At 68.5% G+C, this 13,793-nt stretch carries 16 protein-coding genes; 11 read left to right on the forward strand and 5 right to left on the reverse strand.

All coding sequences use genetic code 11. The features are described 5' to 3' along the window. Positions 1–12 precede the first annotated feature (12 nt). Genes CYAGR_RS12165 through selD form a run of 4 tightly spaced genes read left to right on the forward strand, consistent with a single transcriptional unit; the run spans position 13 to position 5,205 of the window. The gene (locus CYAGR_RS12165) at positions 13–957 is read left to right on the forward strand and encodes a calcium/sodium antiporter (protein ID WP_015110125.1); all 945 of its coding nucleotides are present in this window, start codon (positions 13–15) and stop codon (positions 955–957) included. A 54-nt stretch (positions 958–1,011) separates the two neighbouring features. Next, positions 1,012–1,347, forward strand: coding sequence for a hypothetical protein (locus CYAGR_RS12170; RefSeq protein ID WP_015110126.1), 336 nt, complete (start codon positions 1,012–1,014; stop codon positions 1,345–1,347). Positions 1,348–1,366: 19 nt separating this feature from the next. Next, complete coding sequence (gene sulP, locus CYAGR_RS12175) at positions 1,367–3,079, forward strand: sulfate permease (RefSeq protein WP_015110127.1); 1,713 nt, start codon at positions 1,367–1,369, stop codon at positions 3,077–3,079. After that, positions 3,076–5,205: a selenide, water dikinase SelD gene (gene selD, locus CYAGR_RS12180; RefSeq protein ID WP_015110128.1), complete on the forward strand. Its 2,130-nt coding sequence runs from the start codon at positions 3,076–3,078 to the stop codon at positions 5,203–5,205. The genes sulP and selD overlap by 4 nt, the downstream gene beginning before the upstream one ends. On the opposite strand, the gene mnmH is transcribed toward selD, so the two are convergent. Continuing rightward, complete coding sequence (gene mnmH, locus CYAGR_RS12185; protein WP_015110129.1) at positions 5,159–6,199, reverse strand: tRNA 2-selenouridine(34) synthase MnmH; 1,041 nt, start codon at positions 6,197–6,199, stop codon at positions 5,159–5,161. The genes selD and mnmH overlap by 47 nt on opposite strands. A 106-nt stretch (positions 6,200–6,305) precedes the next feature. Between mnmH and CYAGR_RS12190 the strand changes: the two genes are divergently transcribed. Beyond that, positions 6,306–7,253, forward strand: coding sequence for a putative selenate ABC transporter substrate-binding protein (locus CYAGR_RS12190; protein WP_015110130.1), 948 nt, complete (start codon positions 6,306–6,308; stop codon positions 7,251–7,253). A 68-nt stretch (positions 7,254–7,321) separates the two neighbouring features. Further along, positions 7,322–8,437 carry a ChaN family lipoprotein gene (locus CYAGR_RS12195; protein WP_015110131.1) on the forward strand — a complete coding sequence of 372 codons (1,116 nt, stop codon included), beginning with the start codon at positions 7,322–7,324 and terminating at the stop codon, positions 8,435–8,437. A gap of 47 nt (positions 8,438–8,484) precedes the next feature. On the opposite strand, the gene CYAGR_RS12200 is transcribed toward CYAGR_RS12195, so the two are convergent. Both CYAGR_RS12200 and CYAGR_RS12205 read right to left on the reverse strand, forming a co-directional pair. Continuing rightward, positions 8,485–9,456, reverse strand: a complete 972-nt coding sequence (locus CYAGR_RS12200) for a hypothetical protein (protein WP_051017135.1) — start codon at positions 9,454–9,456, stop codon at positions 8,485–8,487. Then, positions 9,440–9,730, reverse strand: a complete 291-nt coding sequence (locus tag CYAGR_RS12205; RefSeq protein ID WP_245552517.1) for a 4a-hydroxytetrahydrobiopterin dehydratase — start codon at positions 9,728–9,730, stop codon at positions 9,440–9,442. Before CYAGR_RS12205 ends, CYAGR_RS12200 begins: the two co-directional genes overlap by 17 nt. Positions 9,731–10,609: 879 nt before the next feature. On the opposite strand from CYAGR_RS12205, the gene CYAGR_RS12210 reads away from it, so the two are divergent. The 3 genes from CYAGR_RS12210 to CYAGR_RS18480 all read left to right on the forward strand — a co-directional run bounded on the left by CYAGR_RS12210 (position 10,610) and on the right by CYAGR_RS18480 (position 11,491). Next, the gene (locus CYAGR_RS12210) at positions 10,610–10,795 is read left to right on the forward strand and encodes a CsbD family protein (protein ID WP_015110134.1); all 186 of its coding nucleotides are present in this window, start codon (positions 10,610–10,612) and stop codon (positions 10,793–10,795) included. A 10-nt stretch (positions 10,796–10,805) separates the two neighbouring features. Beyond that, entirely contained in the window at positions 10,806–10,970 is a 165-nt protein-coding gene (locus CYAGR_RS17330) for a DUF1328 domain-containing protein (protein ID WP_015110135.1), read from the forward strand. Positions 10,971–11,344: 374 nt separating this feature from the next. Next, entirely contained in the window at positions 11,345–11,491 is a 147-nt protein-coding gene (locus tag CYAGR_RS18480) for a lmo0937 family membrane protein (RefSeq protein ID WP_156818464.1), read from the forward strand. A 267-nt stretch (positions 11,492–11,758) separates the two neighbouring features. Here CYAGR_RS18480 and CYAGR_RS17335 read toward each other — a convergent pair whose 3' ends face one another. Then, the gene (locus CYAGR_RS17335; RefSeq protein ID WP_216593349.1) at positions 11,759–12,307 is read right to left on the reverse strand and encodes an MgtC/SapB family protein; all 549 of its coding nucleotides are present in this window, start codon (positions 12,305–12,307) and stop codon (positions 11,759–11,761) included. A 132-nt stretch (positions 12,308–12,439) separates the two neighbouring features. On the opposite strand from CYAGR_RS17335, the gene CYAGR_RS17870 reads away from it, so the two are divergent. Together CYAGR_RS17870 and CYAGR_RS19235 are read left to right on the forward strand one after the other, a co-directional pair. After that, positions 12,440–12,772 carry a DUF1651 domain-containing protein gene (locus CYAGR_RS17870; RefSeq protein WP_245552670.1) on the forward strand — a complete coding sequence of 111 codons (333 nt, stop codon included), beginning with the start codon at positions 12,440–12,442 and terminating at the stop codon, positions 12,770–12,772. Next, positions 12,690–13,190, forward strand: a complete 501-nt coding sequence (locus tag CYAGR_RS19235; protein ID WP_015110138.1) for a YrrC family ATP-dependent DNA helicase — start codon at positions 12,690–12,692, stop codon at positions 13,188–13,190. Before CYAGR_RS17870 ends, CYAGR_RS19235 begins: the two co-directional genes overlap by 83 nt. 259 nt (positions 13,191–13,449) lie before the next feature. Here the strand turns inward: CYAGR_RS19235 and CYAGR_RS12225 are convergent, their stop codons facing one another. Then, positions 13,450–13,632: a metallothionein gene (locus CYAGR_RS12225; RefSeq protein ID WP_015110139.1), complete on the reverse strand. Its 183-nt coding sequence runs from the start codon at positions 13,630–13,632 to the stop codon at positions 13,450–13,452. Positions 13,633–13,793: the final 161 nt, after the last annotated feature.

Here is a 13,793-nt window from a genome sequence, read left to right on the forward strand (position 1 = left end):
ATCGGAGTCCCTATGGCGACCGCTGACCTTGTGTTCCTCGGGTCCGGCGTCCTGGCTGCCGGTGTGGGCGGGGAGCTTTTCGTGCGTGGCGCCGTGGGCCTGGCCCACTGGGCACGCCTCTCACCCGGGATCGTCGGGGCCACGGTGGCGGCCTTCGCCACATCCAGCCCGGAGCTGTCGGTGGCGACCATGGCGGCGCTCGAAGGCAAGCCCCAGATCGCGCTGGGGGATGCCCTTGGAAGCAACGTGGTCAATGTGGCCCTGATCCTGGGTTTCACGGTGGCGATCTCAGGGCAGCGCATGCCTGCGGAGAGCGCCCGTCGCGATCTGCCGGTGGCCTTGGCTGGCCCGCTGCTGACAGGGCTGTTGCTTCTCGACGGCAGCCTCTCGCGGCTGGATGGTGCCCTGCTTCTGGTTGTCTTCCTTCTTTGGATGACGGGCGTGGTGCTGGAGGTGCGACGGCAACGCCGCGTCGCCGAGGTGCTTCGGGGGGAGCGGCGCAGCTGGCCTGCCGTCCTGTTCTGTGTCGTCGGCCTGGGGCTTCTGCTGGTGGCCGGGAGGCTGGTGGTGCTGGGGGCCCGGGGTCTTGCCCAGTCCTTCGGCATTGATGCCTTCCTTGTCGGAGCCACCCTTGTGGCGATCGGCACCTCGATGCCGGAGCTGGCCACGTCGTTGGTCGCGACCTGGCGAGGCCATGATGAGGTCGGCCTTGGCACGATCCTCGGCAGCAACATCTTCAACGGGCTCTGGGTGGTGGGCGTCGCCGCCACCATCACCCCGATCGCCGTGCCGGTCCAGGAGGTGCAGCTGGTCCTTGGCTTCGGCCTCGCGGCGCTGTTCCTGCTGATCCTCCCCAATGGCTCAGTCGTCCTGCAACGCTGGCGCGGCTGGCTGCTGCTGATCTTGTACGGCGTTTATGTCCTGGCGATCGTGCGTGGCCGGGGGCTAATCGGTTGATGTGTTGCGCTCCGTGGTACGCCCCTACCCTGACGGCAACGCCCCGGCCCTGGCATGCCCACCTCCTTCGCCCTGATGCTCCTGGCGCTGCTTGATGCCACGCCGCGGCTCGCCGAGGCCCAGCCCCAGGGTGGGGAGCTCAGCCCGCGGGAGGAATTCATGGTGATGGTGGGGGTGGGCTCCGGGTACATGAGCGCCCTCTGCAACCTGGAGAAGGACGGCTTCATCTCGACCGCCACCCGCGCCAAGCTGGCCCAGGAACAGCTCGACGTGATCGGCGGCGATCCCTCCACCAAGGACGATCTGGAGGGGGTGCTCGCCGGCATGAAGGGCGTCGAGGAGGACAAAGAGCTGTGCCCAAGCCAGGTGCTGCCGCCCCGGCGGAAATGAGCCGCCACGGGGGACGCTGATGGAGCCGCGCCAGGGCCTGGCCGTGGTGCTGCCGGGCCTGGCACGGTTGCTGGGCTACCAGCGCAGCTGGCTGCGGCCGGACCTGCTGGCGGGCGTGACCGTGGCGGCCTACCTGGTGCCCCAGTGCATGGCCTACGCCGAGGTGGCCGGTCTGGCGCCGGTGGCGGGGCTGTGGGCGATCCTGCCGCCCCTGCTGCTCTATGCCCTGCTGGGTTCGTCCCCCCAGCTGTCGGTGGGGCCGGAGTCCACCACCGCCGTGATGACGGCCGCGGCGGTCGGGCCGCTGGTGGCGGGGGATCCGCTCATCTACGCGGGCTTCTGCAGCCTGCTGGCCCTGCTGGTGGGGCTCGTCTGCTGCGCCGGCGCCTGGGCCCGGCTCGGTTTCCTGGCCGATCTGCTCTCCCGGCCGATCCTGGTGGGCTATCTGGGGGGCGTGGCCCTGATCATGATCGGCGGCCAGCTGGGGCGGGTCAGCGGCCTGAAGCTGCAGGCGGCCTCGCTCCCCGGCCAGCTGCTGGAGCTGCTGGGCCGGCTGGGGGAGATCCACCGGCCCACCCTGCTGCTGGCCCTGGGGGTGCTGGTGTTCCTGCTGCTGGTGCAGCGGCGCTTCCCCCGGGCCCCGGGGCCCCTGCTGGCGGTGCTGCTGGCGATGGCGGTGGTGGCAGCGGGCCACCTGGAGCAGCGGGGGGTGGCCGTGATCGGCGCCATCCCGGCCGGACTGCCGGTGCCGGCCCTGCCGCCGCCGGTGTCCGGCGCCCAGCTCAGAACCCTGCTCACGGCGGCGGTGGGCATCACCCTGGTGGGCTACTCCGACAACGTGCTCACGGCCCGGGCCTTCGCCGCCCGGGGCGGCTACCGCATCGATGCCAACCAGGAACTGTTGGCCCTCGGCGCCAGCAACCTTGGCAATGGGCTGATGCAGGGGTTTCCGGTGAGCAGCAGCGGCAGCCGCACCGCCATCGGCGATTCCCTCGGCAGCCGCTCCCAGCTGTTCTCCCTGGTGGCCCTGGCGATGGTGCTGGCGGTGTTGCTGTGGCTGCGGCCGGTGCTGGCCCTGTTCCCCACGGCGGCCCTGGGGGCGATCGTCATCTATGCCGCCCTGCGCCTGATCGACATCCCGGAGTTCCTGCGGCTGCACCGCTTCCGCCCCAGCGAATTCCGCCTCGCCCTGATCACCCTGGTGGGGGTGCTGGCCACCGACCTGCTCACCGGCGTGGCCCTGGCGGTGGGGTTGTCGGTGATCGATCTGTTCGCGCGCCTGGTGCGCCCCCACGACGCTGTGATGGGGATCGTGCCCCGGCTGGCGGGCCTGCATGACGTGCGCGACTGGGAGGGGGCGCGCACCATCCCGGGCCTGGTGCTGTTCCGCTTTGACGCGCCGCTGTGCTTCGCCAACGCCGAGCACTTCCGCCAACGGGTGCTGGCGACGATCGCCGCCGAGTCCCAGCCGGTGGCCTGGTTCGTGCTCAACGCCGAGGCGATCGTGGAGATCGACATCACGGCGGCCGACGTGCTCGACGAGCTGCAGCGGGAGCTGACCGCCCGGGGCATCACCTTCGCGCTGGTGCGGGTCAAGCAGGACCTCTATTCCCAGCTCGAACGGGCCGGCCTGGTGGAGAAGATCGGCCCTCGCCTGTTCTTCCCCACCCTGCCCACGGCGATCGCGGCCTTCCAGGCCCGGACGACCGGGGCGCCGGTGCCCAGCCCATGACGGCCGCCCCCGAGCGCCACCAGCTGCTCCTGGCGGGGGGCGGCCACAGCCACGTGCTGGTGCTGCGGCGCTGGCTGATGCGCCCCCGCACCCGGCCGCCGCACACGCGCCTCTGCCTGGTGAGCCGCCACGGCACGGCCCTCTATACGGGTCTGCTGCCCGCCGTGGTGGCGGGGCTGGAGCCCCTGGAGGCCGCCGCCATCGACCTGCGGCGCCTCTGCACCCTGGCGGGCGTGACGTTCGTGCAGGCGGAGATCACCGGGCTCGACCCGGCGGCCCGGGAGCTGCAGCTGGCGGGCCGTCCGACCCTGCGCTTCGACCGGCTCAGCCTCGATCTGGGCGCCGTGACCGCCACCTCGGGATGGTCGGCGGGGGAGGCGATGGCCGTCAAGCCGCTGGAGCCCTTCCTGGCCTGGGCGGAGCGGCGCCGTGCCGGCGAGCCCCTGGTGATCCGCGGGGGCGGGGCCGCCGCCGTGGAGCTGGCCCTGGCCTTCCGGGCCCAGGGGTTGGCCTGCCAGCTGCTGCTGCGGGGCGAGACCCTGCACCTGGGCTCGGCAGCGGCGAACCGGGCCGGGGAACGGCTGCTGGCCCAGGCCGCCATTCCGATCCAGCGGCGGGCGCCGGCGGAGGCCCGGGCCGATCTGGCCTGCACCGGCAGCCGTGCCCCCGCCTGGCTGGCGGCCGCCGGCCTGCCGGTGGACCCCGAAAGCGGCCGGGTGCTGACCGAATCCAGCCTGGCGGTGATCGGCCACCCGGCCCTGTTCGCCAGCGGCGACTGCGGCCTGATCGCCGCCGATCCCCGGCCCCCCTCGGGGGTGTGGGCGGTGCGCTCGGCGCCGGTGCTGGCGGAGAACCTGCGCCGCAGCCTGGCCGAGCCCGCCCGGCCGCTGCGGCCCTGGCGGCCCCAGGCGCGGGCCCTGCAGATGCTGGGCGATGGCGGCTGGCAGGCCGGTGCTCCCCGGGCCCTGGCGTTCTACGGGCCCGTGGCCCTGGGGCCATCGGCGTGGATCTGGCACTGGAAGCAGCGCATCGACCGGGCCTTCATGGCCCGCTTCGCCGCGCTCCGGCCGATGGCGGCGGCCGCCATGGCCTGCCGCGGCTGCGCCGCCAAGCTGGGGCCCGCTCCCCTGGCCTCCGCCCTGGCCCGGCTCGACCCCGGCGGACCGCGCCGGCCGGTGGAGGACGCGCCCGTGGTGGGCACCGCCGCCGACGGCGACCTGCTGCTGCAGAGCGTCGATGGCTTTCCGGCCCTGGTGGCCGACCCCTGGCTGAACGGGCGGCTCACCACCCTGCATGCCTGCAGCGACCTCTGGGCCAGCGGCGCCGCCGTGGACAGCGCCCAGGCCCTGGTGACGGTGCCCGAGGCGGCCGCCGCGATCCAGGAGGAGCTGCTGCTGCAGACCCTGGCCGGGGTGCGCTCGGTGCTCGATCCCCTCGGGGCCGCCCTGCTCGGCGGCCACACCCTGGAGGGCCGCGACGGGGCCGGGCTGGCCCTGGCCCTGACCGTGAACGGCCGGGTGGCGCCGGCGGCCCACTGGGGCAAGGGACCGCTGCGGCCCGGCGAGGCCCTGCTGCTCAGCCGGCCCCTGGGCAGCGGCGTGCTGTTCGCCGCCGCCATGGCCGGCGCCGCCGCACCCGCCTGGATGGAGACGCTGCTGGGGGCCCTGCAGCGCAGCCAGGCGCCCCTGGTGCCGCTGCTGGCCGCCCACGGCTGCCGCGCCTGCACCGACATCACCGGCTTCGGCCTGCTGGGCCATCTCGGGGAGATGCTGGACGCCAGCGGCCCGGGGGTGGCGGTGGAGCTCGAGGCTGCCGCCATTTCCGCCTATCCCGGTGCCCTGGAGCTGCTGGAGCGGGGCTTCGCCAGCACCCTGGCCCCCGCCAACGCCGCCGCCCTGGCCCTGCTGGAGGGGCCCGTGCGGCTGATGGGGGCGGTGGTCGGCGGGCTGGCGGGGCTGCTGATCGATCCCCAGACCTGCGGACCGCTGCTGGCGGCCCTGCCGGCGGCCGAGGCACCCGCGGCCCTGGCGGCCCTCCGCGCCGCCGGCTTCGAGGCGGCGGCGGTGGTCGGGCGGGTGGTCAGCCGGCCGGGGGCTGCCGCCGCGTCACCAGCCCCCGGCGGATGAGATCCGCGGCGGCCTCCGGTGCCGCCAGGCCCCCCAGATCCACGGGGGTGATCGCATGGCCGTCCAGGTCGTGGTCGTAGCAGCGGTCGTAGTAATCGAGCATCTGCTCGCAGGCGGTGGCCCAGTCAGCGCGCTCGATCGCCTCGAGGGCCAGGGCGGTGCGCTGGGGCCCCAGCCGCTTGGCGATCCGCCGGGTGGCCTCCGCCAGGGCGAGCGGATCCTGGGCGCCGTAGATCTCCACCAGGTGGGCCACCCGCTCTGCCAGGGGCCGCTCCACCGCCAGCACCGGCGCGGCTTTCATCTGGTGCCACAGGCCCGCGGGAATGCGGCAGCGGCCCACCATGGCGCTCTCGGCCTCCAGCCAGATCTGCTCGGCGCCGGCCAGGGGGGCCAGGGCCGCGGCCAGCTGGTTCTCGTAGTGCTCGCTGCTGGGCTGCTCCGGCAGCCCGAGCCCGCCGAAGCTGCTGCCGCGGTGGTTGGCCAGGCCCTCCAGATCCACCACCGCCGCCCCCAGCCCCTGCAGGGCCAGCAGCAGTTCGGTCTTGCCGCTGCCGGTGCGGCCCCCCAGCAGCCGCACGGGCCAGGGCCGCTCGAACAGCTCCAGCACCCAGCGCCGGTAGCTCTTGTAGCCCCCCTCCAGCAGCAGCACCGGCAGCTCCAGCTGCTGGGCCAGCCAGGCGACACTGGCCGAGCGCATGCCGCCGCGCCAGCAGTGCAGCCGCAGGGGCGCCCCGGCCGAGCGGTCGCTCCAGGCCACCAGTTCGGCGGCCAGGGCCTCCATCCGCGGCCCCACCAGGGCCAGGCCCCTGAGCACGGCGGCCTGGCGGCCCTGCCGCTTGTAGAGGGTGCCCACCTCGGCCCGTTCCGCGTCACTGAACAGGGGCAGATTGGCGGCCCCGGGGATGTGGCCCTGGCGGAATTCGGCCGGCGTGCGCACATCGAGCAGCGCGCCACCAGCCGCCAGGAACGCATCGATGGGAAGGCTGGGTGCCATGGGGCTCGCGGCAGGGACGGGGGCGTCTGGCGATGACGAAGGCCGCGGGCCGGCACCCACCTGATCGCCATAGTGGAGCAACGGCCTGCTCGCCTGCCCAAGCCCGATGTTTCTCCGGATCCGCACCACCGCCACCGCCGCCCTGATGGGGGTGTCGCTGGCGCTGCTGCCCCTGCTGGCGCCCACCGCCGCCCCCCTGCCCGGCCTGCTGGCTCCGGCGGTGGCCCAGCAGAGCCAGAAGGTGCTGCGCATCGGCGCCATCCCCGACCAGAAACCCGAGATGCTCAACCGGCTTTACCCGCTGGTGGCCAATGAACTCAGCCGTCAGCTGGGGGTGAAGGTGGTCTACGTGCCGGTCGTGGATTACGCCGCTGCCGTCACCGCGTTCCGCACCGGTGGCCTGGATCTGGTGTGGTTCGGCAGTCTCACCGGGGTGCAGGCGCGCCTGCAGAAGCCCGGCGCCCTGGTGATCGCCCAGCGCGACATCGACGCGTCGTTCCAGAGCGTCTTCATCGCCAACAGGAGCAGCGGCCTCAAGCCGATCAGCAACGTCAAGGGGCTGGCGGAGCTGAAGGGCAAGCGCTTCACCTTCGGCTCGGAGAGCTCCACCTCCGGCCGCCTGATGCCCCAGTTCTATCTGAATCAGGCCGGGGTCAAGCTGAGCGATTTCGCCGGCGGAGCCCCCGGCTTCAGCAGCAGCCATGACGCCACGATCGCCCTGGTGCAGAGCGGCGCCTACCAGGCCGGTGCTGTCAGCGAAGAGGTCTGGCGCAGCAGCCTCAGCGAGGGCAAGGTCAACCGCGCCAAGGTGGTGCCGATCTGGAAGACCCCCGGCTATCCCAACTACCACTGGATCGCCCAGCCCGATCTCGACAAGCGCTTCGGCAAGGGCTTCACCGCCAAGATGAGGACGGCGATCCTCAGCTGGCGCCCCACCAACCCCAGGCAGAAGGAGGTGCTGGCGTTGTTCGGCGCCCAGCGGTTCATCCCCGCCAGTGCGGCGGCCTACAGCCCCATCGAGAAGGTGGGCCGCCAGATCGGCAAGATCCGCTGACCCCCCTCGGCCGCCGGCACCGCCGCGGCCCCAGGGCCGCCGGGCTGGCCCTGGTCGCCCTGCTGGGGGTGCCTGGGCCTGCGGCCGCCGGCGCCTGTGTGCCCGCCGGCGCCTGGGTGGAGCCCAGCGCTGCCGGTCCCCGGACCGTGGCGGCGGGCGACCTGCTGGATCGCCTGGCCCGTCGTCCGGTGGTGCTGCTCGGGGAACGCCACGACAGCGCCGCCCACCACCGCTGGCAGCTGGCCACCCTCCAGGCGCTGCAGGCGCGCAGCCCCGACCTGAGCCTCGCTCTGGAGATGGTGCCGCGGCGGCTGCAGCCGGTGCTCGACCGCTGGGTGGCCGGGGCCCTGAAGGAGCGCGCCTTCCTCGACGCCCTCGACTGGCGGGCCATCTGGGGCTACGACGCCGATCTCTACCTGCCGATCCTGCGTTTCGCCCGCGACCGGCGGCTGCCGCTCGTGGCCCTGAACGTGGAGCGCCGGCTGGTGCGGCGGGTGCGGGCCGAGGGGTTGGCGGCGGTGCCCGTCAGCGAGCGGGAGGGGGTGGGGCGACCGGCCCCGGCCAGCGCGGCCTACCGGGCCCAGCTGCACCGGCTCTGGCAGCACCATCCCTTCGTCCCCAGCAGCGGCCAGGGGTTGCCGGGGCTGGAGGATCCCTCCTTCGGCCGCTTCGTGGAGAGCCAGTTGCTGTGGGACCGGGCCATGGCCGAGGCCATCGCCGACCAGCGCCGCCGGCGCCCCGGCGCCCCGGTGGTGGCCCTGATCGGTAACGGCCACCTGGCCGGGGGTCACGGCGTGCCCCATCAGCTGCGGGCCCTGGGCCTGGCGGAGGCGGCCTGGTTGCTGCCCTGGGAGGCCAGCCTCGACTGCACGGCGCTGCAGCCGGGCCTGGCGACGGCGGTGTACGGCGTCGCGTCCCCGCCGCCGGCAGGCCTGCGGCTGGGGGTGTATCTGGAAACCCACGGCGGCCGGGTGGAGATCCAGCAGGTGGCTCCCGGCTCGCTGGCGGAGCGCTCCGGGCTGCGGGTCGGCGATGGCATCGCAGCGATCGATGGCCAGCCCGTGAGCAGCGCCCGCCAGGTGATCGAGCGGGTGGCCGCGCACCCCACGGGTCGGCCCCTGGGCCTCATCCTGCGGCGGGATGGGCGGCTGCTGACGCTGCAGCTGGCCCTGTCGGGCCTCTGAGATCCCTCGCCGCTTGCCGTACGTCGGCAGCAGAACCCGGTAGGCGATCAGGGCGCGATCCCGTACAGCTCTCTCACCTCCTCCAGCGGCTTGTCGAAGTCGTCCCAGGGGTCCCAGTCGCTGATCAGGTCGCGGCTCACCTTGCTGCCCCGTTCCAGGCCCTGGATGACTGCTTCCGGGGTCACATGATCCGTTTCGGCGTCGTTGAAGGGTGTGCTGCCGATCCCCAGCTGGAGCTGGGCCAGCGCGAACAGAATCGTGTAAAAGGGATCGTTGCGGCCGAAGCCGGCCTGGAAGCCGATCACGCCGCACTCCCCGGCCTGGCTGGGGTCGTAGTCGGCGAGCACGTGGCAGCAGTCGTGGCGCACCACCGGGGGCGGCGGGCCACCACGTTCACCGGGGACACTGAAGCCGTTGCTGTCGATGAAGGCAAGGTAGGCGCGGCCCAGGCTTGCCTCGGGATAGTCGGCCAGCTGGCGGTAGTGGGCGGCAAGCTTTGGGTCCTCCTGGTGGAGAAGATGGCGAGCAATCTGCAGGGCCCCATCGAGGCCCTCATCGCGGAGGTAGCTCAAGGTGGCTCCCTTCTGAAAGCCGCGTCTGGCGATGTCGAGGCGCACCAGATTGAACTGGCCATCGAGAACATGGCGGCAGCTGGTCACGACGGTGTCGCTGATGTCGAGGGCCGTTGCTGTGGCCTGCAACCATTGCAGCTGGGCGGTGCTGGGCTCCCGCTCCATCAGAGCCAGGACGGTCATGCCACGCAGGATCCGCTCGCGCCACTCGGGCTCCGGCACGGCCTCCGCCAGCTGCTCAGGGTCCAACGGCGTGATCGCCTCGAGTGGAATCGGCAGATGGATAAGGTGATCGCGGATGGCGGCAATGGTTCGGCGGGCCATGGCGCTGGGCGGGCCCTCCACAGCGGCGACCGCCAGCAGACTGCCCAGCCCGGCCCGACCGATGGCTTCGCCCCGACCAAGCGGCGGTTGAAGCTGGGGGATCGTTTCAGGCGAGGTCGTCACCGTCACTGATGGCATCGAACTTCGCTGCCAGCACCACATCGGAGCGGGTCAGTCCTTCTGGATCGTGGGTGTAAGTGGTGGCGGCCGCATATCCCCATCCCAGCTGGAAATCGGCATGGTGCCCCTGCTCCTCACAGATGGCTCCGGCATGGCGCACCCAGTGGAGTGCGGAGCTGAAATCCTGGAACGTCCAGACCTTGTGCAGATGATTTCCTTCGACCAGCTCCCAGCCAGGCAGTTCGCCCAGGAACCTGTTGATTTCATCGCTGGTCAATGGGGGGCCAACACCTTGGGCAGGGATGCAGAGTTCGTCCCGTAGGTTCATGATTCAATATCTTCCATCTTCCTGATATCAGGCTAACGACATTGGGGTCGGCTCGAGAGGTTTCATGGATGGGCAGAGGACGCATCCAAGGCGCAGATCGACCGCACATGAGAGGCTGGAGCATTGTTCAGCCAGGCGCCTGGGAGAAAAGGGATGGCCGCTCTTTCCCAGGCTGATCGCCTTCCCTCCCTGGAGGCTGACATCGGCGCAGGCCTTTGGTGAGGCCTTTGCTGAACTCCACTGCACCGTGCCGCGTCTGCCGTATCGATCATCATCGCGAACTGGGCACCAACCCCATCCTGCCAATCCTGGCGATGCATCTCCGGGGTTTGGCACTGCCTATTGAAGCGGATTCGCCAAGGCCAATCGTTGGGCACCTTCCAGATCGCAGCAGCAGCACACTTTCAACAAGTTGTGACATTTGGAGGCGATGTGATGGCTCGTCGATCAAAGGATCAACTGACAGGGCCGCTGCAAGCAGGCCCTGCAGGCTCATCTGTGGGCACTGCGCTGGCGCAGCAAGGGAGTAGCAGCAACCGGCAGTTTTCTGAAACGTAGCCAGGAATCAGTGGTGAGGAACCGAGAAAGTGGAATCGTTGACTCAGAAGAGAAGCTTTCGGGATCAGAGCCACAAGGCCGAGCCTGTTCAAAGCGTTGAGCCTTGGTGGTGCCGTGGATAGGAGGCATATCTACAGCAGTCAGACACCACTTTCATGCCCATACTGAAGGAAGAGGAGCAATGGCGTGACAAGTGAAAAGATTCGATTTGGCAGCGATCTGGCCGCTCCATAGGCTCTGGCATTGATCCCAACACTTGCGGACTCGATCATGAACAAGCTCCAGTTCAAAGGTGAATGGCATGAGTTGAAAGGAAAGCTCAGGCAGAAGTTCGCCGATCTCACCGATAACGACTTGGATTTCGCCGAGGGCCAGGAAGAGGAATTGCTTGGCCATCTGCAGAAGACGCTCGGCAAGAGCCAACAAGAGATTGCCCAGCTGGTTAACACCCCTTAGGAGACCCGTCATGCTGAACTACTCCATAACCTTTTTTGTCATTGCGATCGTCGCTGCCGTCCTGGGCTTCACAGGTATCGCTGGCTCAGCTGCGAGTATTGCACAGGTGCTGTTTCTTGTGTTCCTCGTGCTTGCCGTGGTCTCTTTCCTCACCGGCCGGCGTGGCGTGACATGAATGACTGCCTGAATCACGATGTTCTGATCTGATCATTGAGCTGCCTGGGTAGGCAGCGTTGATTGTCACAGTTTTCTTATCGCTAAACCTTCTTTCCCCCTCGCCATCGTCACCATGAACCACCAACGTCGTTTTCTGCGCTAGCTGGCCGCCACTTGCTTTGGCCTGGCGCCAAGGACTTCGAGGACATGGCCGGAATGGGTTGAGCCAGGACCCGCGGCGCGGTCTGGCACCACGCGTGAAGAACCAGGCCGGGCCGCTCACCTCTAGAGGTTTTCCACTTCGTTCGTTGATCAGATCGACTGTGCGACCAATAGCCATCGATTCTTTGATTCCCCAACGCACAACCACAATCACTTGAAATGAGGTAGACTATGATTTACACGATTATCGTTGTTCTCGCCGTTCTCTGGCTTCTGGGAGTGGTTAGTTCCTTTACAGCAGGCGGACTGATTCATCTGCTGTTAGTCATTGCTTTGGTTCTTCTGGTAGTGAATCTCCTGCAGGGACGAACGGTCTAACCATGAGGTGGTCTGGGTTTTCTGGACAGTCCCCATCGGGCACCCGTTCAGGGGGCGGGATGAAACTCAGATCCATTGCCCTGCCATGGATCTGCCCCTCTGACTGTCGCTTGAAGATCTCTCAAGACCAGCGCCGTTGCTCCAACGGTCCCCATTTCAGGCCTGGCAACCAGCCGCAGGCAATACGGGTAGCGCCTCGTAGAGCCGTACACGCCATATCAACCCCCCTGAACGTGTACGATAAAGAAAAGAATTCATGATGACTATTCAGCGCAACTTGGATTGACTCCGCTTTCCACGGATTTCGAACAGCCGCTCGACCTTGGGAATAAATGACAAGATTACCAATGCTAAAAGAGTACTCAGGATGGCCGTCACTTCCCGGCCCATGCCTGATGCTATGCCAATTGCCGCCGTTAGCCATATGCTTGCCGCCGTAGTCATCCCCTTAGTCTCCTCTTGTCGACTTCCCATAATGATGGATCCTGCCCCAAGGAAACCCACCCCAGCGGCCAATCCATGCATCACATTGGTTAAATCGGCAACAGTGGCTCCCGCTTGTTGAGGAATAAGAACAAAGAGCGCCGCCCCGAGAGAAACAAGCATGTGCGTTCGCAACCCTGCCGTCCGGCCCTTCAACTCTCGGTCATATCCAAGTAGACCACCAAGTATCGCAGCAAGCATGATGCGGAAAATGATGCGAATAAAATGAGACAGATCGGTGATCTCGGAGAACTCAGATAGCACGGTATTCCATATCACTTGCCACATACTCTTAGACGCAACTTGGCTTGACTGTACGTCATCCACTTCCACCACGAGACTTCCTGGCGCTACTCCTAAGTAGGGACTCCTGAAAAGCCAGGTACCCATTCACGGGGCGAGATGCTGAGTCTCGGCACTTCGGCTCCCATGGTCATCAAGCGAGGCTGCAGATCTGCTCTGCTGATGCCTCAGGTGCTGCGCGTTCGCCCCACCTGCTGGGAGCGCCTTGTTCAACTGCTGGAGATCACAAGCGGTGAGCTGCTACCTGATCAGAAGATCCCGCAGCTGACATCACGTCGAGAGCTGGGCCGGGCTGAGGCCCTGAAGCTTTGGGTGGAGAAACGCCAGGCGGGCTGGGCGCCCTGCAACCCCCAGTGGTGCTCCCCACGACCGCCCAGAGCGATCCACCCCCACCAAGCTGAATCAAGAAACGATGGCCACCTCCTTGCCGATGAGCAGCAGCCACCAGCCACGGCGATACCGCCTGGTGGATCACCACGGCCAGCCCCACCTTGAGCTCGATGAGCACTTCGAGTCGATCGAGGATGCCTGGGCGTTCGCCACCGACTGGTGGCAGCAGCAGCAACCCGCTGGCGCACCAGAGACCCAGGTGGGGCTTGGTTTGGAGGTGAGCACCGAGAACGTCTTCCGCGTGCTATGCATCAAGGCCCGCGGCCACCGCGACCTGGTGACGTTGGTTGGCCATGCCGCCGAGATCAGCGCCAATGAATGGGTAACGGTCAGCCGCACCTGGGTGTGCAGCCACGAGCACGGCCAGCAGTTCAAGGCCTCCTACCTCAGGGCCTCCGCTCCAACCACCGCCGAGGGGATCGAGAAGTACCTGGGTTCGGGGATGATCCGCGGGATCGGCCCGACCTACGACGGTGACACCCTGGCGGCTGAGCCGGCGATCTTCCTACCCACTCTGCTCTGAGATGAGCGCCGCAGGGATGTAGCCAGAACCATCCCCTGGGCGGAGCAACGCCTGGGCCTTGAACTCACCCCCAGACAGAAGGCGCCGACCGGACGATCAACCCACTCAGGCCCACCACCTACACCAGCGTCTGCGGCCCGCTGATCTGGCGTGGCGGCCATCGCAGAGCGGGCAGCGGTGGGACAGACCGCAGCGGCAGAGCTGATGCACTCCCGCTGGCAGCTCCAGGGGAATCGGACCCGCAGAAGGCGGAGCCGATTCAGCCATGGCATTCACAGCCACAGCTGGCGTGGCAGGGCTCACCGTTGGGGTGCCCTTTGGCGCAGACCTCGCTGCAGAACAGCAGGGCGCCGTTGCGGAACGGACTGTCCTCTTGCACCGTGCAGTGACAGCCCGGGCAGGCGCACTGCAGCGTGGCGGGTTTCTCCAGGGTCGTGGTCATGGACTCTCCTTGCTCTGTGCCGATGGGCCCAGTCTGGTGCCGCCGGCGCCGGGGAGGAACGGCTTGCCGTACTGACAAGCCGGGCTCCTGGATCTATTAATGAATCAGAGGCCACGACCAGGGCAGCGCGAGCCCAGACCCTGCAACCGGCCCAAGGGCGC

Origin of the sequence: Cyanobium gracile PCC 6307, from assembly GCF_000316515.1 — a bacterium.
Classification (GTDB): domain Bacteria; phylum Cyanobacteriota; class Cyanobacteriia; order PCC-6307; family Cyanobiaceae; genus Cyanobium; species Cyanobium gracile.

Bases quoted from the DNA above. Each gene is read 5' to 3' on its own strand.
- CYAGR_RS12165 (WP_015110125.1), top strand. From the start codon at position 13: ATGGCGACCGCTGACCTTGTGTTCCTCGGGTCCGGCGTCCTGGCTGCC.
- CYAGR_RS12170 (WP_015110126.1), top strand. From the start codon at position 1,012: ATGCCCACCTCCTTCGCCCTGATGCTCCTGGCGCTGCTTGATGCCACG.
- sulP (WP_015110127.1), top strand. From the start codon at position 1,367: ATGGAGCCGCGCCAGGGCCTGGCCGTGGTGCTGCCGGGCCTGGCACGG.
- selD (WP_015110128.1), top strand. From the start codon at position 3,076: ATGACGGCCGCCCCCGAGCGCCACCAGCTGCTCCTGGCGGGGGGCGGC.
- mnmH (WP_015110129.1), bottom strand. From the start codon at position 6,199: ATGGCACCCAGCCTTCCCATCGATGCGTTCCTGGCGGCTGGTGGCGCG.
- CYAGR_RS12190 (WP_015110130.1), top strand. From the start codon at position 6,306: ATGTTTCTCCGGATCCGCACCACCGCCACCGCCGCCCTGATGGGGGTG.
- CYAGR_RS12210 (WP_015110134.1), top strand. From the start codon at position 10,610: ATGAACAAGCTCCAGTTCAAAGGTGAATGGCATGAGTTGAAAGGAAAG.
- CYAGR_RS17330 (WP_015110135.1), top strand. From the start codon at position 10,806: ATGCTGAACTACTCCATAACCTTTTTTGTCATTGCGATCGTCGCTGCC.
- CYAGR_RS18480 (WP_156818464.1), top strand. From the start codon at position 11,345: ATGATTTACACGATTATCGTTGTTCTCGCCGTTCTCTGGCTTCTGGGA.
- CYAGR_RS17870 (WP_245552670.1), top strand. From the start codon at position 12,440: ATGCCTCAGGTGCTGCGCGTTCGCCCCACCTGCTGGGAGCGCCTTGTT.
- CYAGR_RS19235 (WP_015110138.1), top strand. From the start codon at position 12,690: ATGGCCACCTCCTTGCCGATGAGCAGCAGCCACCAGCCACGGCGATAC.
- CYAGR_RS12225 (WP_015110139.1), bottom strand. From the start codon at position 13,632: ATGACCACGACCCTGGAGAAACCCGCCACGCTGCAGTGCGCCTGCCCG.